Source organism: Pigmentiphaga sp. NML080357 (genome assembly GCF_002188465.1).
Lineage (GTDB): Bacteria > Pseudomonadota > Gammaproteobacteria > Burkholderiales > Burkholderiaceae_B > Pigmentiphaga.
Map to the genome: position 1 here is coordinate 88,416 of NZ_NINW01000024.1, position 25,113 is coordinate 113,528.

The following is a 25,113-nucleotide window of genomic DNA, read 5'->3' on the forward strand; positions in this document are numbered from 1 at the left end:
AAAATCTAGCGAGGTTCGACGCGGACCCAATAGCGGCTCATCGTGCGCATGCGTATCGGAAATGATTGCGCCAGCACGGCCAGCGCCTTGTCGGTGTCGCGCACGGGATAGGTTCCCGAGACCCGGATATCGGCGACGGCCGGATCGCAGCCCAGGTAGCCCGAGCGGTAGCGGCCCAGTTCGGCCAGCAGGTCTTCCAGCCGCCAGTCGAGCGCGGCGACACTGCCTTCACGCCAGGCCAGCGCCGATTCGTCCGCCGGCCGCAGCGTGCCCAGTCCCGCGGCGCTGAAGGTGGCGGCCTGTCCGGTGGGCACGATTAGACTGCGGTTGCTGCGGACGGGCTGCAGCTCCACCTTGCCTTCATAGACAGCGATGCGTGTCCCCGCCGCCAGTTTCCTGGCGGTGAAGTGCGTCCCCAGCGGCCGTGCTGCGCCGTCATCCGTGAGGACGGTGAAGGGACGTGCTTCGGAGGCGTTGTGCGGTGCCGTGGCGATGAGGATCTGGCCGGCCAGCAGGCGGACCAGGCGCTGCGTGCCGGTATAACGCACGTCGATGGCGCTGGCGGTATCCAAAGCGATGCGAGTGCCGTCTGCCAGTGCGATTTCGTCGAAGCCGCCGGTGGGCGTCCGGTAGTCGGCAATCCATTCGCGCCAGGGGACAATGCGGTGGGAGCCATAGGCCAGGACGCCGGTTCCCGCCAGCGCGGCCACGCTCTTGAGCACCGCGCGGCGCCGGGCCGAAGCGGCGCGCAGAGTGGGAGCGGCGACGTCGTGGGGCAGAGCGGACAGCGTTTGCCGCAAGCTCTCCAGCCGCTGCCAGGCCCGCTCGTGCTCGGGCCGCTCCATGCGCCAGCGCCGTACGGCTTCACGGTCCGCAGGCGTCGCGGCGCCGGAACAGAGCAGGGCGAAGCGCGCGATGGCTTCGCGCCCGACGGGATCGTCGCCGGCCACGGGGGGCGCCTGGCGTGCGCGGTTCATGGCGCGAGGCGTTCCCGGGCCGCCAGGGCCAGGTAGCAGCGCTCGAGTGCCTTTACCATGTAGTTGTTGACCGTGCGTACGGTCACGTTCAGCTGTGCGGCGATCTCCGCATAGGTAAGCCCTTCCAGCTGGGACATGATGAACGCCTGCCTGACCTTGGCCGGCAGGCCCGACAGCATCGCGTCGACCTGAGCCAGCGCTTCCAGGACCAGGGCGCGTTCCTCGGCCGAGGGCTGGTGCGCCTCGGGCAGGGCGGCGAGCACTTTGAGGTAAGCCCGTTCCAGCGCGGCGCGCCGGTAGAAGTCCACCACCAGGCCTTTGGCGATGGTGGCGAGGTAGTCGCGCGGTTCGCGAATCTCTGCCGCGTTGCATGCCTTGAGCACGCGCACGAAGGTGTCGTGGGCGATGTCCGCCGCATCGAAGCGGCACCCCAGCCGGCGGCGCAGCCAGCCCTGCAGCCAGCCGTGGTGGCGGGCGTAGAGGTTCGCGAGGGCGTCCTCGCGCGGGGAGGTGGCGGGCATCTTGCGATCCGCTAGGATAGATTAATGAGAATCGTTATTAATTCTATTCCATGGCAAGAAGGGCAACAAGTTGGCTATGGAAACGGCCCCGCAGACGGGGCCTTCTACCCGCAGAGGGGCCAGCCGCTCACCTGGCGCAATGGCTCCGTGCTTCGCGCGGCTTGGCGGGATCGCAGTCGTCCGGATGCCATTGGACGAACTCGGCGTCCTGCATGGCGCGCGGGCTTTGCGCCACGAAGAGCACCAGCCGCCGGCCATCGGTGAAGTATGGATCCGCGGCCAAATTGGTGCGGGGACGGTCCTGGCTGGCCTGGCCCACGCCGGCCGCGTAGCCCCAGCGCGCCACGTTGCTGGTCATCAGCATGTCCTGCAGCAGGTAGTCGCGCGCTTCGTCCACGTCGGGGTCGATCACGTGCGTCGTCAACGTGGGGGAGTGGGTGGTGACCTTCACGCCGATGTCGCGGCTGATCTGGCCGATCCAGACGGGCGCATCGCCCACCTGCAGCGGCGTCAGCCAGAGACGCAGATGGTTGCGCTGCGAGATGCTGGCGCGCGCACGCTGCATGGAGAAGTCCTGCTGGCGGCCGTCGAAATGCAGCGCGCTGACCGGCGAGGTGCGGTAGGCGCCGCCGAAGGCGAACACGCCGATCATGCGGCTGACGCTGGACGCATTGATGGTCTCGGTGAAATCCCAGCCTGCGCGGACCAGCGCCACCAGCACATCATGCTCGGATCCGACCATCACCAGGTTGAGCGGATCGCCTTGTTCGGTGCCCTTGGCATTGGTGGTGCAGCAAGGAAGCTTCTCCAGTTCGGCGCCGAGCGAACTCAGATCGACCCGCTTGCGGCGCTCCGGCTGGTAGAGCCGCTCCGGATCGACGGTCTGGTAGTCGAAGTTGCCTCCGGGCTGTTCCCGGGCGAAGTCGAAGCGCAGCACGTGGCGGGCGCCCAGCAGCTCGACGTTGATCAGCTTGATGCCCCGCGTGAGGTTCGTGTAGACGAAGCCGCTTACGGTCTGGCCGGGCGCGACATGGACCTTGATCTGGCGTTCGGTCAGCTTGCGTTCGATCTGCGCGGCCGATGCGCCGCCGGCGCCGGAATGAAAGAGGTAGGCGGCTTCGCGGGCCGAGTAGAAGTCGCGGTCCATGAACGCCGGCATGAACCAGTACGGCAGCGCGCTGCGGTTCTCGATCTTGACCCAGACGGGCTGCACGCCGCGTTCGGCCATGGGCAATCCGAAGCTGGCGGCGCTCTCGTCGTCGCGCAGGGCCGCGACGCTGACGGTGACTCGATCGCGTGTCAGGGCCTGGCGGTTCGCGCGGTCCAGGTAGCTCTTTTCCGCCTGGTCCGGATCCATAGATACCGTGGCGGGCACGCTTCCCGGGGAAGAGGTCAGGCCGGTGCAGGCAGAGAGCAGGGACACGGCGATCGCGGCAAACAGGGTACGCGAGGCGGCCGCCGCGCGATTCGTCCATCGGGCGTCAAGGGTAATGAACTTGCTCATGGCGTCGTAGGGGCGTGATGGGAGATGACTTGCACGGCGGCCAGTACGAGGTCGGCCCGCGGCACTTCGTCGACGAACAAGGCGCCGATGACGGGAAGTTGCCGGGACAGTGGGATCGCCACCGCCCAGTGATCGGCATTGACGTAGCCCAACAGCCTGCTGCCCGGCACCAGGGCGTCGGCCGCGGCAAGCTGGCCGTCGTTGAGCCCGTCCGTTCGCGACAGCTTGGCGTATGAGCTTTGCAGCGGCCGGGATACGCGGTCGGCCTTCGCCGCGGCGACGATGGAGTAGAACGGCAGCCGCAGCTGCGCGTGATGAGCCTGCCACCATGCATGCCGGACGTCGCGGCGCAACGCCTGGATGCTCGAGCCGTCGCCGCGATCGCAGCCGGGCAGGGGGACGTGTTCCAGCAGTGCCTTGGACCAATTCCCCGCGTCGTCCGCCAGCCGGCTGCCGCCCGCGGCGCCGGCGTAGCTGACGATCGCCGCGATGCCGCGGGTGACCTCGGGGTGGCGGACGAGCGTTTCCAGCACGTCGGGCAGGCCCTTGGAATAGCCGAAGACGATCCAGGGGCGGGGGTCGGGGCCCGCATCCGCGAGCTGGCGCGCAATCAGGTCGGCGTTGTGCTCGGTTGAGCCGCGGCCTTCGATGGACAGGATCCGGGCATCGAAGCCGGCGGCGCGCAGCGTGTCCGCCGTGTCCGCGAACGGCATCACCATGGAGCCCGCGCAACCCGCGAGCAGCCCGGGTACGAAGGCAAGCCGGTATCGGCGCGCCAGGGAGGCCGCCGGATCGGGCCCGGAGGCGTGGCGCACGGCCGGTAGTGCCGTCGCCGCATGCGCCGGCTCCCCGGGCAGGCGCAGCAGAATGTCCGCGCAATCGGATTCGCTGGGTAGCCGTGCGCAGAAGGCGTGGAGGAACTCGGCCCGCATGTCATGGACGCCTATGTCCGCCAGCTTTGGAGGAGCGGATGGGCCGGCGCCGGGCAACGCCGTCGTGCACGAGACCAGGGCCATGGCGGCCGCGGCCAGTACGAGCCATCGAACAGAGCGCGTCCATGGCAACGCCCCGATGTGAGTCAAGACCAAAAACTCCCCCTTCGCCCAGGAGGGGCGTTGCGCGATCGCCCCCGATGCCCCCAAGTGAGTGGCATAGCCCTCAATAATGCCGCAAAACGATTTCAAAACTTTGCGCATTTTCAAATAACGATCATTTTTTATCTCTCCCGTCTGCGCTCCGGGCCGCGTGGAACGGCATCCAGGTCACCGGCGCGGCCTTAGTTCCCCGAGCGCCGCTGGCCAAGCGACCGGATCATGGATATGATTGTGAAATATTACTAATATTTCACAGTGCAAGGAGCACCCATGACCCGTAAGCAGCGCATTCTTTCCCCTCACGTCGCGGAGGCCGAGCCGGGCCTTTGGTCGAACTGCCTGCAAGTGGGCGACACCCTCTACCTGTCGGGGCTGACCTCGCGCGCGAACGATGGCACCACTATCGAGGGCAGCGACGAATACGAGCAGGCACGGATCATCTTCACCAAGATCAAGCATCTGGTGGAGGCAGCGGGCGGACAGATCGACGACGTGGTTACGCTGACAGTGTTTGTGACCCGGATGGCGGGCAACCAGGGGGTCTGGCGCGCGCGCCGCGAGTTCTTTTCAGGCGATTTCCCGGCCTGCGCGCTGGTGGAAGTCAAAGGCCTGGCCAAGCCCGAGATCCTGGTCGAGATCCAGGGGCAGGCGAGGCTGGGAGCCGGGGGCTGAAGCCCATGGTCATCGGTTTCCCATCGGCCGCGCGGCGTGCCGATTTCTCTTGTGCCTCATTCAGGGAGTCCCCATGAAGAAGTTCATGCTCGGTTTGGGTTTGTGCCTGGTGTCCGCGGCGGCCGCGGCGCAGAAGTTTCCTTCGCAACCGCTGACGCTGATCGTGCCGTACGCGGCCGGCGGTTCGTCCGATGCCCTGGCGAGATCGCTGGCGCAGGCGGTGGGCAGGGAAGCGGGGGTTGCCGTGGTCGTCGAGAACCGGCCCGGCGGCAGTACCGTTATCGGCGCGCAGGCGCTGCTGGGCAAGCCCGCCGATGGCCACACGCTCTTCATGATGGCGGCCAGCTTCGTCATCAATCCTTATCTGATCAAGAGCCTGCCCTACGACACGCGCAAGGACTTCCAGCCGGTGACGCAACTGGCGTCCAACCCGCATGTGCTGGTGGTCTCGTCCCGGGTACCGGCGAACGACCTGAAGGGATTCATCGATTGGGCGCGGGCGCAGCAGGGCAAGGCCAGCTTTTCGTCGTTCGGCAACGGGTCCTCGGGGCACCTGGGCTTCGAGCTGTTCAAGCAGCGCGCCGGCGTGGACATGCTCCACGTGCCTTACAAGGGATCGGCGCCGGCAACGATGGCGGTGCTGGCAGGCGAGGTGGACGCCACGCTGGGCGACGTCGGCGTGGTTGCGCCGCATATTGCCGCGGGCAAGGTCAAGGCCCTGGCGGTATCGGGATCGCAACGTTCCGCCGCGCTGCCCGGGGTGCCGACCTTCGCCGAGGCGGGACTAGCGGGCTTCGCGTCCGAGACCTGGATGGGGCTGCTCACCCGGGCCGGGGTCGAAGGCGATCGCGTGGAGCGGCTGCATCAGCTGTTTGCGCAAGCGTTGCAGGATGCCGAGGTGCAGAAAACCTTGCAGCAGCAAGGCATGGAGGCCAGACCGTCGGCGCCGGCGGATTTCGCCCGTTTCCTGCAGCAGCAGTCGGCGCTGTATCGCGTCGCAGTGGACAAGGCGGGGCTCAAGCCGGAATAGGTGCTGCGCCTGCGAGGCTACAATCGCGGGCGCACTCGCTTCGCTTGAACATGCCGCATGCCTAGACCCTCGAAGACCTCGCGTTCCCCTGCCGGCGACGGCGCCGGCCATGATGTTTCCGCGTTGTCGCTGGGCGAACAGGCCTATGTGGCGGTCAAGAAGCTGATCTTGTCGCACGAACTGCGGCCGGGCGAGCATATCAACGTCGCGCAGTTGTGCGAGCGGCTGGGGCTGGGCCGCAGCCCGGTCCATCTTGCTACCCACCGGCTGGCCCGCGAAGGGCTGGTGGAGATCCTGCCGCGCAAGGGCATGCTGGTCAAGGCGGAAACCCTGGATGGCTTCCTGGAACTGATCGCGGCGCGGCAACTGGTGGAACCGTTCCTGACGGGCCTGGCAGTGGACAACATGCGGCCCGAAATCGTCGAACAGTTGCAGGCGCTGGTGGCCACGGGCTGGGAGCGCTATCGCCAGAAGGACCACCAGGGCGGCATGGAGGTCGACCGGCGTTTCCACCACCTCCTGTACGACACCGCCGGCAACCGCACCCTGGCGGAATTCGCGGCGCTGTTGCTCGATCGTTCCATGCTGCTGTGGTTCCGGCCCAAGGTCGACGCTGCCGAGCGCGCCAACGTGGCCGAGCTGGAGGACCTGCTGGACTGTATCCGGCGCGGCGACCGCGAAGGGGCCGTGCGGACCATGGAGGCGCACGTCGGGTCGATCCGAAGGAAGTACCTGGGCTAGGGCCGCCAGGAATTGCGCGCCGGCAGGCGCGCCCCGAAGGGCTTCGGTAACCGAGATGTAACCACTTTTATTCCCGCCTATGTACCTGCGGCCCGGGCCGGCCGGGCGTGTAAACTCCCGGGTTTTGTTTCCACCCGGTTTCATGGTGCACATGTCCCGGCCCACAGGTGCCAGCGGCCCGGCCTTCGTCCGTCTGCTTGCCCGCCTGGGGGACGTCCACGTTCCCACTCCCCGGCAGGCGCTTGCCGACCGGCTGAGCCTTTGGCTCGGCTGGACCGACGCCATCGCCTTGTCCGCGGTGCTGAGCGGCAGCGCCAAGACAGCCTCGGCCTGCGCGCCGGCCGCCGATGGCGCCGAAGAAGAGTGCGCCCGGGTGCGAGCCGAACTGGCCCAGTCCATTGAGCAGGACAGGGTGCTTCGCCCTGTGCGGAGCAACACCCGGCGCGATGTGGCCGTATCCGGCGACGTGGACGCCGGCGAGGATTACTCCCGCTATGGCCAGCGCTACATGGCCAAGCAACAGATGATGGAGACGGCCATCGCCGGGCTGCGGGGGCGATTGCGGACGATGCTGGCGGCGGCGTCGCCCGAGATGGCCCGGCTGGCGGCGGTCGATGCCGTCATGGAGCGGGTGCTGGGCACGCAAGAGCGCAACCTGCTGGCCTCGGTGCCTTCGCTGCTGGAGGGGCATTTCGGGCGCCTGCGGCGAGCCGCGCGGGCGGCCGCCGCCACGCCGGACGCGGGTCCGCCCGCGCCGGGCGCCGCTGCCTCCCCGGCCTGGCTGGACGCGTTCCGCAAGGACATGCAAGGCGTCCTGCTGGCCGAACTGGACTTCCGACTACAACCGGTCGAAGGGCTGCTCGCGGCCCTTCGCGTGAGCTGACCGAGCCTCGATGAGCAGATATCTTCCTTTTGTCGTTTTCTTCGTGGGCCTGGCCGCCGTGGCCTGGGTCGGCATCGGCTATGTCGGCTCGAACCTGCTGGCGCTGGCGGTGATCCTGCTCATTGCCGCGTTCTATGTGCTGGGCGGCCTGGAGCTGCGGCGCTTCCACGAAGCGACCGTCTCCCTGGCGAAGGCGGTGGCCGACCTGGATGCCGCGCCGCCGAGCCTGGGCGCCTTCCTGGAGCGGCTGCATCCTTCGCTGCGCAACGCCGTGCGGCTGCGCGTGGAGGGCGAGCGGGTGGGCTTGCCGGCGCCGGCGCTGACGCCCTATCTGGCGGGGCTGCTGGTGCTGCTGGGAATGCTGGGCACGTTCCTGGGCATGGTCGCCACCTTGAGAGGGACCGGCGTGGCGCTGGAGAGCGCAACGGACCTCGCGGCCATTCGGGCGTCGCTGGCGGCGCCCGTCAAGGGACTGGGCTTTGCCTTCGGCACGTCGGTGGCAGGCGTGGCCGCTTCGGCGATGCTGGGGCTGCTTGCCGCGCTGTGCCGTCGCGAGCGGCTGCAGGCCGGACAGATGCTCGATACACGCATCGCGACCGCGCTGCGTCCTTATTCACTGACCCACCAGCGCGAGGAGTCCTTCAAGCTGCTGCAGCGGCAGGCCGACATGATGCCGGCGCTGGTGGACCGGCTGCAGGCCATGACCGAGGCGGTGGCGCAGCACAACCAGGCACTGGGCGAGCGTCTGGCGGCAGGCCAGGAGAGCTTCCACGGGAAGGTCGAGGCCGAGTACCGCCGCCTGGCCGGATCGGTCGAGGCGTGCCTGAAGGAAAGCCTGGCCGAGAGCGCGCGGGTGGCGGGCGCCACGATCCAGCCGGCGGTCGAGACGGCGATGGCGGGCCTGGCCCGCGAGACGGCCGCGCTGCACGAGACCGTTACCGAAGCGGTGCAGCGGCAGTTGGATGCGCTGTCCAGCCGTATCGAGGCCAGCACGGCCACGGTGGCCGATACCTGGGGCGCCGCGCTGGGCGAGCACCGGCAGGCCAGCCAGTCGCTGGCCGGCGACCTGCGCGCGACCCTCGAGGGGTTTGCCCAGACGTTCGAACAGAAGTCGGCCAGCCTGGTCGACGGCGTGGCGGCCCGCCTGGAATCCACCGTGGACAAGGTTTCGGAGAATTGGGGGACGGCGCTCGCCGGGCACCAGCGCGCAAGCGAGGCGCTTTCGCAAGACCTGCGCACCGCGTTCGACCGGTTCGCGGAAACTTTCGAGCAGCGCTCGGCCGGCATGGTGGAGGGCATCTCCGCGCGCCTGGAGAGCATGGCGGGAGCGGTGTCCGAAGCGTGGAACGCGGCGCTGGCCGGCCACCAGCACACCAGCGAGGCGCTGGCCGGCGACGTCCGCGCTTCCTTCGACCGGTTCGCGCAAAGTTTCGAACAACGATCGTCCAGCCTGCTGGAAGGCATCGCCGCCCGCCTGGACACCACGGCCGGCATGGTCTCGGACGCATGGAATACGGCGCTGGGCGAACATCGGCGGGCGAGCGAGGCCCTGGCGGGCGAGATGCGGACATCGTTCGATCGCTTCGCCGCGACCTTCGAGCAGCGTTCGGCGAACCTGGTCGAGAGCGTGGCGGGCCAGCTAGACACCGCGGTCCAAAGCGTGTCGGGCGCCTGGAACGAGGCGCTCGAGCGGCACGCGCACGTGAGCGGGCAAGTGTCGGAGGACACGCGGCAGGCGCTGGCAGGTGCGGCGGCGACGTTCGAGCGGCATGCCGTCTCGTTGCTGGATACCGTGGGACAGGCGCATGGCGACCTGCGGACCGAACTGGCGTCGCGCGACGAGGCGCGGCAAGCGGAATGGACGCGAGCCCTCGAGACCATGGCCGGATCGCTCCAGCGCGAATGGCAGGAGGCCGGCGCGCGGATCGCCAGCCAGCAGCAGGAAGTCTGCGAGACGCTGGCGCGCGCTGCCGGCGACATTTCCTCCGAGACCCAGGCCTATGCCCGCGGCACCATTGCCGAGATCGAGCGGCTGGTGCAGACGGCGTCGGAAGCGCCGCGTGCCGCGGCCGAGGTCATTGCCGAGCTGCGGCAGAAGCTGTCCGACAGCATGGCGCGCGACAACGCCATGCTGGAAGAGCGCGAACGTCTTTTGCAAACCGTGGGCAGCCTGCTCGACACGGTGAACCATGCCAGTACCGAGCAGCGGGCGGCGGTGGATGCGCTGGTCGGCGCGTCGGCGGACATGCTCGAACGCGTGGGCGCGCGCTTTACGGAACGGGTCGGCACCGAGACGGGCAGGCTGGAGTCCGTGGCGGCGCACGTTACCGGCAGCGCCGCCGAGGTGGCCAGCCTGGGCGAGGCCCTGGGCCACGCCGTCAAGTTGTTCAGTGAATCCAACGACAAGCTCATGGAACACCTGCAGCGCATCGAGGGCGCGCTCGACAAGGCCATTGCGCGTAGCGACGAGCAGCTTGCCTATTATGTGGCCCAGGCCAAGGACGTGATCGACCTGAGCATGATGTCGCAGAAACAGATCGTCGAGGAGCTGCGGCAGCTCGACGTCCAACGGGCGCCGGCGGGCGACGCGTCGTAATGGCGAACGAGATCGAATCCGACCTGGAACCGGCCTCGCCGGTATGGGCCGTCTTCGGCGACCTGATGTCGGTGATGCTGGGGGCCTTCGTGCTGATCCTCGTAGGGGTGATCGGCTCGCAGATGGAGCTGTCGGTCAAGCTGGAGGAAGAGGTCAAGCGGCGGCAGGTGGAGGCCCAGCGCCGGCAGGCGCTGGAACATGCGCTGGCGGGACCGCTGGCCGCTGGCCGGGTGACCCTGGTCGACGGGCGTATCGGCATCAGCGGCAACGTCCTGTTCGCCCTGAACTCCGATGCCCTGCAGCCGGAGGGCCGGCAGTTGCTCAAGAGCCTGGCCGGACCGCTGGCCGCCTATCTCCAGGCCCGCGACGAGATCATCATGGTCAGCGGGTTCACCGACGACAGGCAGATACGCGAAGGCAACCGCCGCTTCGCCGACAACTGGGAGCTGTCGGCCCAGCGCGCCCTGACGGTGACGCGCGCCCTGATCGACGAAGGCATTCCTTCGTCGTCGGTGTTTGCCGCGGCGTTCGGTTCCGAGCAGCCCGTCGCCTCGAACGCCGACGCCGAGGGCCGTTCCAGGAACCGGCGCGTGGAAATCGCGCCCATGCCCCGGTCCTCTCATGCCGGCGCCCAAACCCGTGAATAGCCCGGACGGACCCGACGCGGCGGCCATGCTGGACGCCTGGCGCGAGCGGGGCGCGCATCGCCTCGACCCGGTGCGGTTCCATTTCATCGAAGCATTGGCCCGGCGCGCGGCCGGCCACACCGGGGAAGCCCGGCGCATCCTGGACGAAAGGCTGGCGCGCTTGCTTGCCGCGTACGAGCAGGACGTGGAGAAGGCCGGCGGCCTGGCGGACGGAGGCGAGCAGGGCGCGGCGATCGACCAGGGGCAGTCATCCGGCGGCGGACTGGCCGAACTCGCGGCGCGCCTGGACGCCAGCCGCGCGGCCGCCGAGGCCGGCGGCGACCTGGACGTGCTGGAATATTTCAGGAACCTCTGGGCCAGGCTGCGCGTGGGCAGCGAGCTCAGGCAGGCAATGGAAAACGTGCCCGAGAATGCGGGTCCGCTCAACTCCCTGCATCTGGTGCATCAATCGCTGATGCTGATGCATGACGTGGCGCCGGAATACCTGCGCCATTTCCTGTCGTATGCCGACGCCCTGTCGTGGATGGAGCGGATGAGCGGCGCCGACCTGTTGCTGGGCAGGGATGCCTCGCCGCGCGGCGAGGCGCCGAAGAAAGCCGCCAAGGGCCGGTCCGCCTGAGGCGGGCCCGCGCCGAAGCGCGCCGGCCGCGGCGAACTCGTCCGTGGCGGCCGGAAAAGTTCTATGCTTGGCAAGCCGTCCGGCATGAACCATGGTGGCATCGTGCCGGCGTATCGGAACACCTCACCATGCCCCTGTTCTACCTACGCAGGCTGACTTCCGTCGAGCGCAGCCCCCAGGCCAACCGCCATCTTGCCTACTACCTGGCTTTCGTCGCCGGCGCGGTCAACGCCGGCGGTTTCCTGGCAGTGCAGCAGTACACCTCGCACATGTCCGGCATCCTGTCGTCGATGGCCGATCACCTGGCCCTGGGCGCCGTTGCCGTCTTCCTGCAGGGAATGGCCGCGCTGCTATCCTTCGTGCTGGGCGCGGCCACCTCGGCCATGCTGATCAATTTCGGGCGACGTTCGCGGCTGGCCAGCGAGTTCGCGCTGCCGCTGCTCCTAGAGGGCTTGCTGCTGCTGTGTTTCGGGCTGCTGGGCGGCAACCTCGAGCAGTTCCGCTGGCTGGCCGTGCCGGCCACGGTCATGCTGCTCTGCTACATCATGGGACTGCAGAACGCCATCATCACCAAGATGTCCCGAGCAGAGATCCGCACCACGCACGTGACCGGAATGGTGACCGACATCGGCATCGAGCTCGGCAAACTGTTCTATTGGAACGTGTCTGCCGCGGCCGAGCCGGGGCACTTCGTCCGAGCCGACCGCAGCAAGCTCAAGATGCTGGGTATGCTGGTGGGGCTGTTCTTCGTGGGGGGTGTGGGCGGGGCGTTGTCGTTCTCCTATTTCGGCTTCGTGTCCACCGTGCCGCTGGCGGTACTGCTGGCCGTGCTCGCGGCGATGCCGGTGGTCGACGACCTCCAGGGATACTGGCGCCATCACTGAGCCGCGTGGCCGGGCGGCTGCCGCGCAGGCCGCTCAGTGACCGCGCCCCCCGGCGTTTTCCCTGCTGACCATCTTGCTGAACATGCTGTCGGGTTCGTACAAGAGCGCCAGCTGCTTTTTTTCGAACTCGTCGAAGAACTCGTCCCACGAGATTTCCACCAGCGCATCGTGTTCCGAGTTCGGCGCATCGGGGAACATGATGCGCACGATGCCGACGTCGCCTCCCTTGTGGGTGCTGCGTACGGCTGCGGGCTTGCCTTGGTGGCGCTCGGCCCATTCGCGGACGGTCTGGTGGTCGGTCGTCGTCTCGGCCATTGCCTTTCTCCCATGCATGTGCGTTTCCCGGACGGCAGGGCGCCGCCGTCCGCGTTCCTCGAGCAACCGCCGTACCCGCCGCGCACATGCCGGCAACTCACCAGCGTGCCTATCCCATGGAAGTCGTTGCTCGGCGGTCGAAAGTCTTGCCCGTCCGTTGGGCCGCACGTGGAAGCCTAGCCGTCCGGGGACGCGCTACCTTCGCGACCGCCGGTCCATGGGTATGGGAATTGCGTTGGGGCCGCCGCGCCTGGCGCCGCCAGGCATCCTGCCGAGGCATTCATGATTCAATCCGATTTTCACGGCGTGATTCTGTGCGGCGGATCCGGCTCGAGGCTATGGCCGTTGTCCCGCCAGTTCGCGCCCAAGCAGTTCATCCGCCTGACCGATGAGCGCAGTCTGCTGCAGCACGCGTTGTTGCGCATGGGGCGCGCGTGCGGGCATCCGCCGGTGCTGGTCTGCAATGAAGCCCACCGTTTCATTGTCGACGAGCAGGCCAGTGAACTGGGCATGCCGGATATCGAAGTCATCCTGGAACCATGCCAGCGCAACACCGCGCCGGCCATTCTCGCCGCCACGTTGCGGGCCATGCGGCACGGCGAGGATCCGGTCATGCTCGTGATGCCGTCGGACCAACTGATCGACGACTCCGATGCCTTGGAGGCAAGCTTCGCGGCGGCCCACGAGGCCGCCGATGCAGGGGCGATCGTGGTGTTCGGCGTGGAGCCAACCGGGCCGGCCGCGGGCTATGGATACATTCAGGCCGATGGCGAGGCTGGGCATGGCACAGTCCGGCCGGTCCGGTGTTTCGTCGAGAAGCCGGCTCCTGCGCTCGCCGCCCAATTGCTGGGCGACGGCAACTATTACTGGAACAGCGGAATGTTTGTCTTCAAGGCTTCGGTGCTCGTTGGAGAGTTCGAGGCGAGGGCGCCGGAGTTGCTGTCGCTGGTACGCCAGGCCTTGGCGGATGGCAACGGCAACGACGCGCAGTTCAGGCTGGCGCGCGGCGCATTTTCTGCTTGTCCTGATATTTCTCTCGACTACGCGGTCATGGAGGGCACCGCCCGGGCCGCCGTCGTGCCGTTGCCGGTGTCATGGAGCGACGTCGGCGCATGGGACGCGGTGTGGGCCGCCGTTCCCAAGTCTGCCGAAGGCAATGCCGCAGTCGGCGACGTGCTGCTCGAGGATACGCACAATTGCCTGGTGCATTCGACCCACCGCCTGGTGGCTTCCATCGGGCTGGAGGACATCATCGTGGTCGAGACTGCGGACGCCGTGCTTGTCGCTCACAAGAATCGTGCGCAGGAAGTGAAAAGGCTGGTGGAGAAATTCGCCGGCCAGCATCGGTGCGAACTGGAGCATCACCGTGAAGTGAAGCGGCCGTGGGGCGCGTACGATTCCCTTTGCGAGGGGCCGCGCTACCAGATCAAGCGCATCACCGTGAAACCCGGCGCCAGTCTTTCCACGCAAATGCATCATCATCGCGCGGAACACTGGGTGGTCGTGTCCGGCACGGCACGCGTGCGTTGCGGCGGCAGGCATTATCTCCTGACCGAGAACCAGTCCACCTACATCCCGCTGGGCGAGGTTCACAGTCTGGAGAATCCGGGCAAGATACCGCTCGAAGTCATCGAGGTGCAGTCGGGCGCCTACCTGGGCGAGGACGACATTGTGCGCTATGGCGACGCCTACGGCAGGAGCTGAACGATGCGCGAGCGCATTGCGGTTTTCCGGGCCCTGAATCTGGGCGACATGCTGTGTGCCGTGCCGGCGTTGCGGGCGCTGCGGCGCCGTTTTCCCGATGCCGACATCGCTTTGGTCGGGTTGCCGTGGGCGGAGGCCTTCCAGCGGCGCTATGCGCGCTACCTCGACCGGTTCTTCCCCTTTCCCGGTTATCCCGGCTTGCCCGAGGCGGCTCCAGGGCCCGGGGAGCCCGAGGGGTTTCTTGCGCGCATGCGCGCGCAACGCTTCGACCTGTGCCTGCAGATGCACGGCTGCGGTCCGGCCAGCAACACTGTCGTCGGGCGCATGGGTGCTTGCGCGACGCTCGGTCTAGGCGTTTGCGAGGGCGATCCGCATGTGCAGGTGTGGCCTTACCCGCACGGCAAGCACGAGGTCCAGCGCAATCTCTACCTGCTGCAGCAGGGATTGGGCCTCTCCGCTGCCGACGACAGGCTCGAGTTTCCGCTCATGGAGCAAGACTGGGCCGAGCTGGATGCTCGCCCCGAGCTCGGCGATTGCCGGACTGCGCCGTATGCCTGTCTGCATCCGGGAGCGAGGGATCCGGCCAAGCGCTGGGCGCCGCGCGATTTCGCGGCAGTCGGCGATGCGCTCGCCGCTCGAGGGCTGCGCGTGGTGCTGACCGGCTCGGCCTCGGAGCGGCCAATCGCGCTCGAGGTCGCCCGCCATATGCGATCCCGCGCATGGAACGCCGCCTGCGACATATCCGTGGGAGGGCTGGCGGCATTGATCGCGGACGCCCGGCTGCTGGTTTCCAACGATACCGGCGCGGCGCATCTGGCAAGCGCCCTGGGGGTTCCGAGCGTGGTCGTGTTTTTCGCCACCGATCCTGTCCGCTGGGGGCCGCCGGCGTACGGTCCTTATCGCGTGGCGGGCGGATCGGACAAGCCGACCGTAGGGCGGGTCATGGAACAGGCAGAGGCCTTGCTCGAGATGGCGCCGGCCCTGCGGCGCACAGAGACAGCGCAAGCGTAATGACCTCGTCCGCGCTCACGTCGTCGACGAACGAGGCGGTATGGCCGCAGTCGTGCTCCATGCAGTGCTCGCCGCAGACCGGGCAGTGGATGCGGTACGAAACGGCGATGCGGTGCCGCAGCACCGACGGTGGACCATAAGCCGGCACGTTGCCCACCCAATAGATCGTCACCGTGGGCACGCCCAGGGCCCGCGCCAGGTGGGCCGGGCCGGTGTCGTTCGAGACCAGTATCTGCGAGCGGGCCAGCAACGCGCACAGGCCGCCGGGAGACAGCAACCCCGCGATTTCCATTGCGGGCCGGCGCATTGTCTGCCGTACCTGGCGCGAGATCCTGTTCTCCGGGGCCGCCATGAATGAGTATGCGCATGCCGCTTGCCGCCAGGGCGTCGCCGACCTGGGCGAACCGCGCGGCGCTCCAGCATCGCCGGGGGTCGCGGGCGCCCGGCTGAAGCACCGCCAGCCGACCCCCGATGTCGGGCAGCCGTGCCTGCAGTTCGCGCTCATCGGCCTCTGTGAGCGAGATCCGCGGTTCCGCGCGGACGGCACGCGCACCGACCAGGCCCGCGCATTCGAGCAGCAGATGGATGCGCGGGTGTAGATCCACCGATGACTGGATGTAGGGAAAATTCCGGTCGAGAGGTGCGGCATCCGGCGCGCGGAATCCCGCCGTTACGCGTGCGCCCAGCGCAAGCACGAGCGGGTTGCTATAGGCCCCGCCGCCGTGCAGTTGCAGGGCCAGGTCGAATCGGCGGCCGCGCATGTCATGGAGAAAACGCGCCACGGCGGGGTCGCAGCGGGGGGCATTCGCGGGGGCTGTCACTCCCGGGATCGCCGGCAGGCAGATTGTTTCGTCGACAGGGCCGGGCCGTCCGGCAAGAAAGGAGGCGTGCCAGGAGGTGCCAAGCAATGCCAGATGCGCATGCGGGTAGGCGTTGCGCACCGCTTCCAGGGCGGGCAGCGTCAGCACGAAATCGCCGATGGCATTGGCGCGCAGCACGGCGATCCGCGCGACTCCGGGGACGGCCGACGAAACGGACACGGCCTCAGCCCGATGCCGTTACGCCGAGCGGCGCGAGCCCGCGCCAGACCGGCAAGTCGACTTCCCTGTTGGGCACCGTGGTCGGCAACTCCTGGTGATAGGCGCCGGAAGGCATGATGCCGCAGCCACCATGGCGAGCCATGACCGCGAGCTGAGCGCGCACGTCCTCGCCGCAGTGTTCGGGCGGCACCTCGCGCCAGAAGGAAAAACCGCCGCAATCGATAAGCTTGAGCCGGTCGTACAGCACGCAGCCGCCTGCCCAGGCAAGCTTGTAGAGGCGCCATCGGCCCGGTGGAATGGTCTGTGCGTTCTGGACGTGCCAAAGATTCGCCGCGTTGTGCAAGAGGTGCCGCGCCCACTCTGGCGAGCCGGGCACGACGCGCTCGGGCGTGACCGCGTTTCCTTCCCAGAACTCTACCCGTTGCTGCAGGGGACGCACGTCCTTGGCATAGGAAAGGCCGATTACCGCACTTCCCACGAAGCCGCATCGTGTCAGCGCCAGGGCGTTGACCATGCGATCGAGTACCCCGGGTTCCAGGATGACATCATCGTCGAGAAACAGGACGTAGGGTGCGGTGGCTTGCTCGAGCAGGGCTTGGCGCTGCTGGGCCAGGCCGCGCCGGGGAAGGTTGCGTGAGGCAAGGACCTCGCGTCCACGCGCCCGCAGCACACGGATGACGGCCTGCGCTTCAGCCGCCTCGAATCCCGCCTGGCCATCCGACTGATCCAGGATCATGATCCGGAAGTCGCCGAACGTCTGGCCGATCAACGCCGACAGGGTAACCGCGAGGGCGGCGGGGCGGTCGCGGGTGGGGATCAGCACGTCGACCTGCGTCATCGTCAGGCCTCCTGCAGCGCGCCGGTGCCGTAAAGATACGGGTTGAGACTGGGATCGTTGTACATCTTGAACTGGCGATGCGCCCGGTAAGTGCATCGCCCGGTCCGCATGCCGTCGAGCAACAGCCGCAGGCAGTGGCGAAGATGGTCCCGTTGCGCCCGGAGGCTAGCCAGCTTGGCGACGCAGCGCTGCCGGTGGTCCGGCGCTGCGTCGGGACGGCGGCATTGCCTCGCCATGTGGTGGACCTTCAGACTGCCGATCGACAGGCGGTCGATCAGCGACCCCGCTGTCTCGCTGTTGACCCACGCGTCTTCGGACGGCGCCGGACAGTGGCGCGAGACCGCTTCCAGGATCACGTCGTCCATGGCTTCGACCGCATCGTTCCGGCATTGGTTGTAGCGGTCGATGGCCCGCTTGTTGGCGGCGATCGCGGCGTCCGGCACGTCGGTGCGGCGCGCCTGGTCTTCTTCCATCCACAGCAACGAGTTGAAACGGTGGTTGTCCAGGACGTGGGCCAGGAGCGCATCCGTGGCTTGGTAGCCGGTTTGCAGCGGCCATCCCGGCGTCGTGAGCGTGCGCTCGTGCAGCGCGTCGATCAGGATCGGATCGCATAGCGTTGGCGGGACTTTCTGGCTGTCCATGCTGTTCTCCTCGGGCCCGCGCGTGATGGTTCGACGCCTTGGCGATGCAAGGGCTGTGCCCGAGCCCTCCAGGAATGCAGCAGGCGCGATGGTCAAGCAAGCGCGCGCTAGCGGCGACGGAGCGAGGATGAGTAGACGATCACGCGGGAAGTAAAAAAAACGTCATGCCGCAAGCGTGCTCCACCACGGGATAGGCGCCGGTATCGCGTTCTTGGCCCCCGGGGCATGCGGGAACGGGTCTTGCGAACGGCCGGACGGTCCGCGCCGCGGTTCCGGCGCGCCGTTTTTCTCTTCCTTATCGGGGGCCCGCGTGAGATACCTCTTCATCGCCTTGGCGGCGAGTGTGGCGTCGGCCAGTGCCGTTGCCCAGGCTCCGCCTGCAAGTCCGCAGCAGCTCGCCAAGCAGCACAACTGCCTCGCCTGTCATGCGGCGGCCACCAAGCTGGTCGGTCCTTCCTACCAGGACGTGGCCGCCAAGTACCGGGACGACCCCAAGGCGCCCGAATACCTGGCGACCAAGATAAAGCAGGGCAGCTCCGGAGTATGGGGACCCGTACCCATGCCCCCGAACGCCGGCCTCAACGATGCCGAGGTCAAGACGCTGGTGGACTGGATCCTGGCGGGCGCACCCGACAAATAGAGAGATCAACCCGGGCCGTGCCGGCCAGGGCGCGGCCGCTTCATCGCGAGAGAAAAAGAATGGATGCATCTCGTCGAACGTTCCTGAAGGCCGCGGGCGCCGCCGCGGTGGTCTCGGGCAGCGACGTCGCGGCGCAGGCCCGGCAGGACGCGGCGCACGCCGCCTCGCACGAGCAGCATGCGCACGCGCCCTCCGCGGCTTCCGGCCGGGCTCCGTACCTGTTCTTCAATGCCGACGAGGCTGCCTTCATGGAGGCAGCCGTCGCGCGGCTGATACCTGCGGACGAAGCCGGCCCGGGCGCGATCGAGGCCGGCGTGCCTGCCTATATCGATAACCAGCTTGCCGGAGCATGGGGCGCCGGCGAGCGCCTGTATCGCGGCGGCCCCTGGCAGCTCGGTACGCCCCAGCAGGGCTACCAGCTGCCGTTCACGCCGGCAGAGCTGTTCCGTCATGGCCTGAAGGCGGTGCGCGAGGACCTGCGGCGCAGCTACGGTTCCCCGGAGTTCGAGGGCCTGCCGCCCGAGCAGCAGGACGCCTACCTCGAAGCCATGCGTGCAGGCAAGCGCGACCTGGACGGCGTGCCTTCCGAGGTTTTCTTCGAGTCCTTGTGGGCGCTCACCATCGAGGGTTTTTTCTGCGATCCGGTGTATGGCGGGAACAAGGACATGGTGTCGTGGAAGATGATCGGTTTTCCCGGCGCCTACGCCAACTACTACCACCTCGTGGACCAGCATGGCCTGGCGTTCGACCGGCCGCCCATGAGCCTCGCGCAGAACGGGCGCGGGGTCATCCATCTTCACGCCGTTCGGGCCGGGCAGGGCGCGGCCGGCGGCGCTCCCGGCAAGAAAGGAAACTGACATGGCGACTCGCCTGCAACCCGTGGATGCGGTCCTCATCGGCGTCGGACTGGTGGGAACCATGCTGGGCCGCGAACTTACCCGTGCGGGATTGAAGGTGGTGGGGCTGGAGCGCGGCGAGCCGCGTCATACGGTACCGGACTTTCAAGGGCCGCACATGCACGATGAGCTGCGGTACTCGGTGCGCAAGGCGCTGATGCAGGACAACACCAAGGAAACGCTGACTTTTCGCAACCATGCCGGCCAGACCGCGCTGCCCATCCGCAGGTGGGAAGGTTTCCTGCCGGGCACCGGGCTGGGTGGCGCGGCTGTCCATTGGAACGGCCAGACGTACCGTTTCCAGGACAGCGATCTGCGCATGCGTACCCTGACGGCCGAGCGCTATGGCGCGAACTTCATGGCGCGGGACCTGCTGGTCCAGGACTGGGGCGTGAGCGCGGCCGACCTGGAGCCCTACTACGACCGGTTCGAATACCTGCTCGGGATCAGCGGCAAGGCGGGACATCTGAATGGCAGGAAGATTCCCGGCGGGAATCCCTTCGAGGACAACCGCAGCCGCGACTATCCCACGCCACCCATGAAGGAACCGTACGGTTCCGCCATGTTCCGCAAGGCGGCCGAGAGCCTGGGCCACCACCCTTATCCGCAGCCGTCGGCGAACCTGAGCCAGCCTTACGTCAATCCCGAGGGCATGACCCTGAATACCTGCATGTTCTGCGGCTTCTGCGAACGATACGGCTGCGAGCACTACGCCAAGTCCTCTCCGCAGACCATCCTGCTGCCGGTGTTGCTCAACGACAAGAACTTCGAGTTGCGCACGCGGTGCCAGGTGCTGCGCATCAACAAGGACGCCTCCGGCAAGCGTGCGACCGGCGCGACATACGTGGACGGAACCGGGCGCGAGTTCGAACAGCCCGCGGATCTCGTCATTCTCGGCGGGTTCGCGCTCAACAACGTGCGCATGCTGCTCTTGTCCGGCATCGGGACGCCCTACGACCCGCAGACCGGCAAGGGGGTGGTGGGGCGCAACTACGCCTACCAGACCATGAGCGCCGTCCAGGTGTTCTACGGCCAGGACATCAACATCAATCCGTTCATGCGGTCCGGGGCGAGCGGTACGGTCATCTCCGATTTCGTCGGCGACAACTTCGACCATGGGCCGCTCGGCTTCGTGGGCGGCGCGTACATCGGCGAAGTCATGAGCCATGGCCGGCCGATCGAATTCCACCCGACGCCGCCGGGCACGCCGGCCTGGGGCTCGGACTGGAAGAAGGCGGTGATCAAGCACTACAACCACACGGCCGTGCTCAACGTCCATGGAAGCTCGGTGTCCTGTACGCGCAACTATCTCGATCTCGATCCCACTTACCGGGACGCATGGGGCCTGCCGCTGCTGCGGATGACCTTCGACTTCCACGAAAACGACCTGAAGATGTCCCAGTACCTGACGGCGCGGGCGCTGGAGATCGGCAAGGCCATGGGCGGGCGGGAGGTCGTGGGCAGCCCGCGCAAGGGGCCCTACACGGTTACCCAGTATCAGACGACGCACAACACCGGAGGCACCGTCATGGGCGACGATCCTTCCACCAGCGTGGTCAACCGCTACCTGCAAAGCTGGGACCTGCCCAATTTGTTCGTCATCGGCGCATCGAACTTCCCGCAGAACGCCTCGTACAACCCCACGGGCACGGTAGGGGCGCTGGCGTACTGGGCGGCCGATGCCATCGTCAGACAATACCTTCGCTCCCCGGGGCCATTGGTGCACGCATGAAGCCATCGATATTTGCCTGTTTGCGGGTGGGCGGATTCGCCGCGGCGTGCGGCCTGGCCGCCGCCGCGCAGGCGCAGAACAATCCGCCGGCAACCGGCGCGCAAGCCGGCCGCACGCTGGCCCAGCAAGGGTTTCCGGCGCGCGGTGTCGCCGCCTGCGCCAGCTGCCACGGCGCGCAGGGAGAAGGCAACGCGGCGGCCGGGTTCCCCCGTCTTGCGGGGCAGTCGTCGGTGTATCTGGCGCGGCAGCTCCTGAGCTATGCCCAGGGCGGCCGGGACAACCCGGTCATGTCGCCCATCGCCAAGTCGCTGAGTCCGGAAGAGCGCACGGCGGTCTCCGTCTACTACGCCGGCCTGCCGCCCGCCGAAGCGGCATCCGGCGGCCAGGCGCCGGGCAACGCGCCAGGCAATGTCGAGCGCGGGCGCACGCTAGCCACGGTGGGCGACGAGACGCTGATGGTGCAGGGCTGCGCCAACTGCCACGGTCCCGGCGGCGTCGGCGAGGCGCCGGACTATCCGCTGCTGGCCGGGCAGCACGCCGGCTATCTGGCGGCCGCGCTCGAGGCATTCAAGAACGGCAGCCGCAATAACGATCCCTCGGGACAGATGAGCATCATCGCCAAGCGCTTGAGCAGCGAAGACATCGCCGCGCTGGCCGCGTACTTCTCGCGCCAGCCGGTGCCCGTCGGTGCCGCTGCCCAGGCGGCCGAGGCGCGGGCGTTGCGCCAGCAGGCCATCAGCGGAACCTCCGGACCGCTTCGGCGGACGCAGCAGGGAGGCACGGGAGGCGAAGCCGGCGTGGGAACCGAGGGCGGCGCGCCCACTACCGGCGGCGGACAAGGTCCCGGCGGCGGGGGAGCGACACGGCAGGATTCCACCGGGGGGCCGCCAAAGTAGATATCCGGAGCCGGTCCGCTAGCGGATGGCTCCCCTTGCTCGCAGGTCCTGGATCTCGGGGTCGTCCAGGCCGGCCAGGTCGCGCAGCACGGCGTCGGTGTGTTCGCCGAGGTAAGGCGCGCGCCGGACGGGCACGGCGGAATCCGACAGCTTGATCGGCATGCCGACGTTGGCCCAGCGGCCACGTTCGGGATCGTCGATTTCCACATACATGTCGCGGTGCCTGACGTGGGAGTCCCGCACAAGGTCCCCGGTGGAGAGCACCGGGCCGCAGGCGATGCCGAGGCCGGTCAGGATTGCGAACATCTCACTCTTGTCATGGCGCAGGGTCACCGACTCGATCGTGGTCCACAGCGCCTGTTGATGGGCTCGCCGGGCCTGCGGCGAGGCATAGTCCGGATGCCGGGCCAGTTCCTCTCCGCCGATGAAGCGGGCCAGCGGTTCCCATGACGCATCCTGCAGGACGATGTAGAGATAATCGTTCTGCCCCCCGGGCTTGCAGCGGACCGCATTTCCCAGCAGCGCACCGCCGGAGTAATTGCCTGCGCGGGGAACGGCAGTGAGATCCTCGGCCGGCGTGGGATATTCGGGCAAGGGGCCGGTGGCCAGGCGTTGATGATCGCGCCATTTGACCCGGCACAGGTTCATGACCGCGTCCATCATCGCGCATTCGACGCGCTGGCCCTTGCCGGTGCGCGACCGCTGGTACAGCGCGGCCAGGAGGCCGGCCAGCAGATGGACCCCCGTGCCCGAATCCCCGACCTGGGCGCCGCTGACGGTGGGGCCGGTATCCGGGCCGCCCGTGACGCTCATCGCCCCGCCCATCGCCTGGGCGATGTTCTCGTAGGCCTTGAGGTCCCGATACGGGCCGGTGCTGCCGAATCCCTTGATCGAGCCGAGGATGAGGCCGGGGTGCGCGGCATGAAGCGTGTCCCACCCCAGGCCCAGCCGTTCCATGACGCCAGGGGCGAAATTCTCGACCAGGATGTCGCAGCGCTTGGCCAGTTCCAGGGCCACGTCGCGGCCGGCGGACGTCTTCAGGTCGATGACCACCGACTGCTTGTTGCAATTGAGCATGGCGAAGTACAGGCTGTCCGTGTCTTCGGCATGCCGCAGCTGGCGCCGCGTGACGTCTCCCTCGGGCGGCTCGATCTTGATGACCTGCGCACCCAGCCAGGCCAGCAGCTGGGTCGCGCTCGGTCCCGCCTGGACGTGGGTGAGGTCCAGGACGCGTATGCCGTGCAGCGCTGTCTCCATGATGCCTTTTTAGCATCCCTGGAGGCGGGTTTTCACAATCGCTCGATGAAGCGCTGGACGTGCTGGGTGAACGAGGCGGGTTCTTCGATCATCGGGAAGTGCCCGCAGTTGTCCATGACCACGATGTGCCCTGCGGGCAGTTTCGCCTCGAGCGCCTGCCTGCTGTCCCCCACCGGCCCGTTCGATCCCAGGAGGGCGAAGGCCGGCACCGCGAGTTGCGCCAGGGCGGCGAGCGCGTCGTACTCGCGCACGGCCCACATCGCGTCCATCATGGTATGCGCGCCGGCCTTGCTCCGGTCGATGTTCCAGCGCAGGTGCAGTTCCGGCGTCAGGTTGCGGATGCGCGAGGCGACTGCCTCGAAGGGCTGCACCGGAAGCGCGAAGTTGCTTTCCACAGCGAGCCAGCGCGCAGCCCAGGCCTGCGCCGCCCGGATGGGCGTCTCGACCAGCAAGAGCCCGCGCATGCGGTCGGCATGGTGTTGCCCCAGGGCCAGGCACACGACCCCGCCGATCGATGTCCCCAGGACGGTCGCCCGGGAGAGGTCGTGCCGGTCCATGAACTCGACCACGGCCTGCGCGTACATGGGATAGGTCCAGTGCGCCGTCAGGGGATCGGAGTCGCCCTGGCCGGGCAGGTCGATAGCGTAGACGCGATGCTGCCGGGCCAGCGCTTCGATGACGAACTGGAACTCGTACGCCGAGCATCCGTTGCTATGCAGCAGAAGGAGCGGATCGCCCTGGCCGGCGTGCGCGTAGTGCAGCCGCGTGTTCGACAGCGACGTAAAGCCTTCGGTCCATCGCGGATCCGAACTTCCAATCATGGTTTTCGCCTCCTGGTCGTGGATCGACGAAGTGTAGGACTGCGGGAGAAGGGCAACAACGCGCGAGCCGCCATGAGTCGCCGGATGTCGACCAGAATTCCATATCATGAGACGATATGCGTAAACGATCGAAAGGAGGAACGCCTTGGGCCATCCGGGTTCCCGTACCGAAGGCGCGCAAAGCACCGCTCGCGCCGCGCTGTTGCTGCGCACGCTGTCCACCTTCGGCTCCATGGGAGCCTCGCTGATGCAGATCAGCACCTTGACCGGCCTGCCCAAGGCTACCGTGCACCGGCTGCTCGCCGCCATGGCGGACGAGCGGCTGGTGGAGCGTCCCGGAGGGACCCGCAACTATCGACTGGGGCCGGACATCTTCGCCTTCGGCATCGCCGTCCAGCGCTGCTTCGACCTGAAACCCCTGGCCAAGCCCTCGCTGGAGCGCCTGGCGGGCGCCACCGGCGCCGCGGCCTACCTCGGGGTGCGCAGCGGCTATGACATGCTCTGCCTCGACCGGCACGTGGCTGCGGCGGACACGAGTTCCCTGCTGCTCGAGGTCAACGACCGCTGGCCGCTGGGGATCGGTTCGTTCAGCCTGGCCGTGCTGGCGTTCATGCCGCAGGGCGAGATCGCCGAGGTCATCGCCTTCAACCAGCGCCGGGTCAATCCCGAGGACACGCTGACCTTCGAGCACATCGACAGGTCCATCGAGAAAACTCGCCGCAATGGCTATGCCAGGCGCACGATGCGCGCCTATAAGGGCAATGCCGGGGTGGCGGTTCCCGTCTTCGACGATCGGCGCTATCCCATTGCCTCGCTATGCGCGGTGGCCGAGGCCGGAAGGATGAAAGGGGCTTATCTCCACGGACTGGTCGACAAGCTCCGGCACGAAGCCGACCTCATCACGCGACTCTACGAAAGCGGCCGCCTGCAGGAACAGCAGGAAGAAAAATGGCGGCTGGCCGTCAGGGGGTCGGGATCGCGGCACCTGCCGGCTTGAACACGGACGCGCATCCGGGCGCGACAACGCTCTTGAGAATTCCATGATACGGAACTAACGGCGTTTTTAACGCCAGTCCTCCTCCCTATACTGTCGTGACGGACCGCCAAGGGCGCGTCCCGGCACAGCTGACATCGCACAGAGCAGCGTTCAGGAG

General features: G+C 67.6%; 25 protein-coding genes and 1 pseudogene. 15 read left to right on the top strand and 11 right to left on the bottom strand.

Translation table 11 applies throughout. The features are described from left to right. Window positions 1-5 precede the first annotated feature (5 nt). From CDO44_RS07670 to CDO44_RS27840, 4 genes are all read right to left on the bottom strand, one after another. The gene (locus CDO44_RS07670; RefSeq protein ID WP_087779641.1) at window positions 6-977 is read right to left on the bottom strand and encodes a FecR domain-containing protein; all 972 of its coding nucleotides are present in this window, start codon (window positions 975-977) and stop codon (window positions 6-8) included. Continuing rightward, window positions 974-1,498, bottom strand: coding sequence for a sigma-70 family RNA polymerase sigma factor (locus CDO44_RS07675; protein WP_087779642.1), 525 nt, complete (start codon window positions 1,496-1,498; stop codon window positions 974-976). The genes CDO44_RS07670 and CDO44_RS07675 overlap by 4 nt, the downstream gene beginning before the upstream one ends. 127 nt (window positions 1,499-1,625) lie before the next feature. Beyond that, on the bottom strand, window positions 1,626-3,002 hold the full coding sequence (locus tag CDO44_RS07680; protein ID WP_087779643.1) for an LssY C-terminal domain-containing protein: 1,377 nt from the start codon (window positions 3,000-3,002) through the stop codon (window positions 1,626-1,628). Further along, window positions 2,999-4,084, bottom strand: a complete 1,086-nt coding sequence (locus CDO44_RS27840; protein WP_198951321.1) for a hypothetical protein — start codon at window positions 4,082-4,084, stop codon at window positions 2,999-3,001. The genes CDO44_RS07680 and CDO44_RS27840 overlap by 4 nt, the downstream gene beginning before the upstream one ends. A 282-nt stretch (window positions 4,085-4,366) precedes the next feature. Here CDO44_RS27840 and CDO44_RS07690 point away from each other — a divergent pair, with 282 nt between their 5' ends. The 8 genes from CDO44_RS07690 (at window position 4,367) to CDO44_RS07725 (ending at window position 12,168) form a co-directional block, all read left to right on the top strand. After that, complete coding sequence (locus CDO44_RS07690) at window positions 4,367-4,768, top strand: RidA family protein (RefSeq protein ID WP_087779644.1); 402 nt, start codon at window positions 4,367-4,369, stop codon at window positions 4,766-4,768. Window positions 4,769-4,841: 73 nt separating this feature from the next. After that, complete coding sequence (locus tag CDO44_RS07695; RefSeq protein WP_087779645.1) at window positions 4,842-5,798, top strand: tripartite tricarboxylate transporter substrate binding protein; 957 nt, start codon at window positions 4,842-4,844, stop codon at window positions 5,796-5,798. A 57-nt stretch (window positions 5,799-5,855) separates the two neighbouring features. Next, a complete protein-coding gene (locus CDO44_RS07700) occupies window positions 5,856-6,539 on the top strand; it encodes a GntR family transcriptional regulator (protein WP_087779646.1) in 684 nt (227 codons plus the stop codon). 142 nt (window positions 6,540-6,681) lie between these two features. Then, window positions 6,682-7,422: a DUF3348 domain-containing protein gene (locus CDO44_RS07705; RefSeq protein WP_087779647.1), complete on the top strand. Its 741-nt coding sequence runs from the start codon at window positions 6,682-6,684 to the stop codon at window positions 7,420-7,422. A gap of 10 nt (window positions 7,423-7,432) precedes the next feature. Next, window positions 7,433-10,018: a DUF802 domain-containing protein gene (locus CDO44_RS07710; protein WP_087779648.1), complete on the top strand. Its 2,586-nt coding sequence runs from the start codon at window positions 7,433-7,435 to the stop codon at window positions 10,016-10,018. Continuing rightward, entirely contained in the window at window positions 10,018-10,665 is a 648-nt protein-coding gene (locus CDO44_RS07715) for an OmpA family protein (RefSeq protein WP_087779649.1), read from the top strand. The genes CDO44_RS07710 and CDO44_RS07715 overlap by 1 nt, the downstream gene beginning before the upstream one ends. After that, window positions 10,658-11,284, top strand: coding sequence for a DUF2894 domain-containing protein (locus tag CDO44_RS07720; protein WP_233146083.1), 627 nt, complete (start codon window positions 10,658-10,660; stop codon window positions 11,282-11,284). Before CDO44_RS07715 ends, CDO44_RS07720 begins: the two co-directional genes overlap by 8 nt. A gap of 128 nt (window positions 11,285-11,412) precedes the next feature. Beyond that, window positions 11,413-12,168, top strand: a complete 756-nt coding sequence (locus CDO44_RS07725; protein WP_087779650.1) for a YoaK family protein — start codon at window positions 11,413-11,415, stop codon at window positions 12,166-12,168. Window positions 12,169-12,201: 33 nt separating this feature from the next. Here the strand turns inward: CDO44_RS07725 and CDO44_RS07730 are convergent, their stop codons facing one another. Then, the gene (locus CDO44_RS07730; RefSeq protein ID WP_087779651.1) at window positions 12,202-12,483 is read right to left on the bottom strand and encodes a hypothetical protein; all 282 of its coding nucleotides are present in this window, start codon (window positions 12,481-12,483) and stop codon (window positions 12,202-12,204) included. 282 nt (window positions 12,484-12,765) lie between these two features. Between CDO44_RS07730 and CDO44_RS07735 the strand changes: the two genes are divergently transcribed. Further along, window positions 12,766-14,187, top strand: coding sequence for a mannose-1-phosphate guanylyltransferase/mannose-6-phosphate isomerase (locus CDO44_RS07735; RefSeq protein WP_087779652.1), 1,422 nt, complete (start codon window positions 12,766-12,768; stop codon window positions 14,185-14,187). A 3-nt stretch (window positions 14,188-14,190) separates the two neighbouring features. Next, window positions 14,191-15,198 (top strand): glycosyltransferase family 9 protein, encoded by a 1,008-nt coding sequence (locus CDO44_RS07740; RefSeq protein ID WP_087779653.1) that lies wholly within the window; start codon window positions 14,191-14,193, stop codon window positions 15,196-15,198. On the opposite strand, the gene CDO44_RS27845 is transcribed toward CDO44_RS07740, so the two are convergent. The 4 genes and pseudogenes from CDO44_RS27845 to CDO44_RS07755 all read right to left on the bottom strand — a co-directional run bounded on the left by CDO44_RS27845 (window position 15,128) and on the right by CDO44_RS07755 (window position 17,717). Beyond that, the gene (locus CDO44_RS27845) at window positions 15,128-15,505 is read right to left on the bottom strand and encodes a glycosyltransferase family 9 protein (RefSeq protein WP_198951322.1); all 378 of its coding nucleotides are present in this window, start codon (window positions 15,503-15,505) and stop codon (window positions 15,128-15,130) included. The two genes, CDO44_RS07740 and CDO44_RS27845, sit on opposite strands and share 71 nt — an antisense overlap. A gap of 82 nt (window positions 15,506-15,587) precedes the next feature. Next, a pseudogene (locus CDO44_RS28370) lies at window positions 15,588-15,959 on the bottom strand (glycosyltransferase family 9 protein); the annotation flags it as partial. A 283-nt stretch (window positions 15,960-16,242) separates the two neighbouring features. After that, entirely contained in the window at window positions 16,243-17,076 is an 834-nt protein-coding gene (locus tag CDO44_RS07750; protein ID WP_087779654.1) for a glycosyltransferase family 2 protein, read from the bottom strand. Window positions 17,077-17,078: 2 nt separating this feature from the next. Continuing rightward, a complete protein-coding gene (locus tag CDO44_RS07755; protein ID WP_087779655.1) occupies window positions 17,079-17,717 on the bottom strand; it encodes a DUF4254 domain-containing protein in 639 nt (212 codons plus the stop codon). 310 nt (window positions 17,718-18,027) lie between these two features. Here CDO44_RS07755 and CDO44_RS07760 point away from each other — a divergent pair, with 310 nt between their 5' ends. Genes CDO44_RS07760 through CDO44_RS07775 form a run of 4 tightly spaced genes read left to right on the top strand, consistent with a single transcriptional unit; the run spans window position 18,028 to window position 21,881 of the window. Next, window positions 18,028-18,357, top strand: a complete 330-nt coding sequence (locus CDO44_RS07760) for a c-type cytochrome (RefSeq protein WP_087779656.1) — start codon at window positions 18,028-18,030, stop codon at window positions 18,355-18,357. A 59-nt stretch (window positions 18,358-18,416) separates the two neighbouring features. Continuing rightward, a complete protein-coding gene (locus CDO44_RS07765) occupies window positions 18,417-19,214 on the top strand; it encodes a gluconate 2-dehydrogenase subunit 3 family protein (RefSeq protein WP_087779657.1) in 798 nt (265 codons plus the stop codon). A gap of 1 nt (window position 19,215) precedes the next feature. Next, window positions 19,216-20,985: a GMC family oxidoreductase gene (locus CDO44_RS07770; RefSeq protein ID WP_087779658.1), complete on the top strand. Its 1,770-nt coding sequence runs from the start codon at window positions 19,216-19,218 to the stop codon at window positions 20,983-20,985. Beyond that, window positions 20,982-21,881 (top strand): cytochrome c, encoded by a 900-nt coding sequence (locus CDO44_RS07775; RefSeq protein WP_087779659.1) that lies wholly within the window; start codon window positions 20,982-20,984, stop codon window positions 21,879-21,881. The genes CDO44_RS07770 and CDO44_RS07775 overlap by 4 nt, the downstream gene beginning before the upstream one ends. Before the next feature lie 18 nt (window positions 21,882-21,899). Here CDO44_RS07775 and frc read toward each other — a convergent pair whose 3' ends face one another. Both frc and CDO44_RS07785 read right to left on the bottom strand, forming a co-directional pair. After that, window positions 21,900-23,138: a formyl-CoA transferase gene (gene frc, locus CDO44_RS07780; protein WP_087779660.1), complete on the bottom strand. Its 1,239-nt coding sequence runs from the start codon at window positions 23,136-23,138 to the stop codon at window positions 21,900-21,902. 32 nt (window positions 23,139-23,170) lie between these two features. Then, window positions 23,171-23,959: an alpha/beta fold hydrolase gene (locus CDO44_RS07785; RefSeq protein ID WP_158213221.1), complete on the bottom strand. Its 789-nt coding sequence runs from the start codon at window positions 23,957-23,959 to the stop codon at window positions 23,171-23,173. Between the two features lie 145 nt (window positions 23,960-24,104). On the opposite strand from CDO44_RS07785, the gene CDO44_RS07790 reads away from it, so the two are divergent. After that, a complete protein-coding gene (locus CDO44_RS07790; protein ID WP_087779661.1) occupies window positions 24,105-24,956 on the top strand; it encodes an IclR family transcriptional regulator in 852 nt (283 codons plus the stop codon). Window positions 24,957-25,113: the final 157 nt, after the last annotated feature.

Bases quoted from the DNA above. Each gene is read 5' to 3' on its own strand.
- CDO44_RS07670 (WP_087779641.1), bottom strand. From the start codon at position 977: ATGAACCGCGCACGCCAGGCGCCCCCCGTGGCCGGCGACGATCCCGTC.
- CDO44_RS07675 (WP_087779642.1), bottom strand. From the start codon at position 1,498: ATGCCCGCCACCTCCCCGCGCGAGGACGCCCTCGCGAACCTCTACGCC.
- CDO44_RS07680 (WP_087779643.1), bottom strand. From the start codon at position 3,002: ATGAGCAAGTTCATTACCCTTGACGCCCGATGGACGAATCGCGCGGCG.
- CDO44_RS07690 (WP_087779644.1), top strand. From the start codon at position 4,367: ATGACCCGTAAGCAGCGCATTCTTTCCCCTCACGTCGCGGAGGCCGAG.
- CDO44_RS07695 (WP_087779645.1), top strand. From the start codon at position 4,842: ATGAAGAAGTTCATGCTCGGTTTGGGTTTGTGCCTGGTGTCCGCGGCG.
- CDO44_RS07700 (WP_087779646.1), top strand. From the start codon at position 5,856: ATGCCTAGACCCTCGAAGACCTCGCGTTCCCCTGCCGGCGACGGCGCC.
- CDO44_RS07705 (WP_087779647.1), top strand. From the start codon at position 6,682: ATGGTGCACATGTCCCGGCCCACAGGTGCCAGCGGCCCGGCCTTCGTC.
- CDO44_RS07710 (WP_087779648.1), top strand. From the start codon at position 7,433: ATGAGCAGATATCTTCCTTTTGTCGTTTTCTTCGTGGGCCTGGCCGCC.
- CDO44_RS07715 (WP_087779649.1), top strand. From the start codon at position 10,018: ATGGCGAACGAGATCGAATCCGACCTGGAACCGGCCTCGCCGGTATGG.
- CDO44_RS07725 (WP_087779650.1), top strand. From the start codon at position 11,413: ATGCCCCTGTTCTACCTACGCAGGCTGACTTCCGTCGAGCGCAGCCCC.
- CDO44_RS07730 (WP_087779651.1), bottom strand. From the start codon at position 12,483: ATGGCCGAGACGACGACCGACCACCAGACCGTCCGCGAATGGGCCGAG.
- CDO44_RS07735 (WP_087779652.1), top strand. From the start codon at position 12,766: ATGATTCAATCCGATTTTCACGGCGTGATTCTGTGCGGCGGATCCGGC.
- CDO44_RS07740 (WP_087779653.1), top strand. From the start codon at position 14,191: ATGCGCGAGCGCATTGCGGTTTTCCGGGCCCTGAATCTGGGCGACATG.
- CDO44_RS27845 (WP_198951322.1), bottom strand. From the start codon at position 15,505: ATGCGCCGGCCCGCAATGGAAATCGCGGGGTTGCTGTCTCCCGGCGGC.
- CDO44_RS07750 (WP_087779654.1), bottom strand. From the start codon at position 17,076: ATGACGCAGGTCGACGTGCTGATCCCCACCCGCGACCGCCCCGCCGCC.
- CDO44_RS07755 (WP_087779655.1), bottom strand. From the start codon at position 17,717: ATGGACAGCCAGAAAGTCCCGCCAACGCTATGCGATCCGATCCTGATC.
- CDO44_RS07765 (WP_087779657.1), top strand. From the start codon at position 18,417: ATGGATGCATCTCGTCGAACGTTCCTGAAGGCCGCGGGCGCCGCCGCG.
- CDO44_RS07770 (WP_087779658.1), top strand. From the start codon at position 19,216: ATGGCGACTCGCCTGCAACCCGTGGATGCGGTCCTCATCGGCGTCGGA.
- CDO44_RS07775 (WP_087779659.1), top strand. From the start codon at position 20,982: ATGAAGCCATCGATATTTGCCTGTTTGCGGGTGGGCGGATTCGCCGCG.
- frc (WP_087779660.1), bottom strand. From the start codon at position 23,138: ATGGAGACAGCGCTGCACGGCATACGCGTCCTGGACCTCACCCACGTC.
- CDO44_RS07785 (WP_158213221.1), bottom strand. From the start codon at position 23,959: ATGATTGGAAGTTCGGATCCGCGATGGACCGAAGGCTTTACGTCGCTG.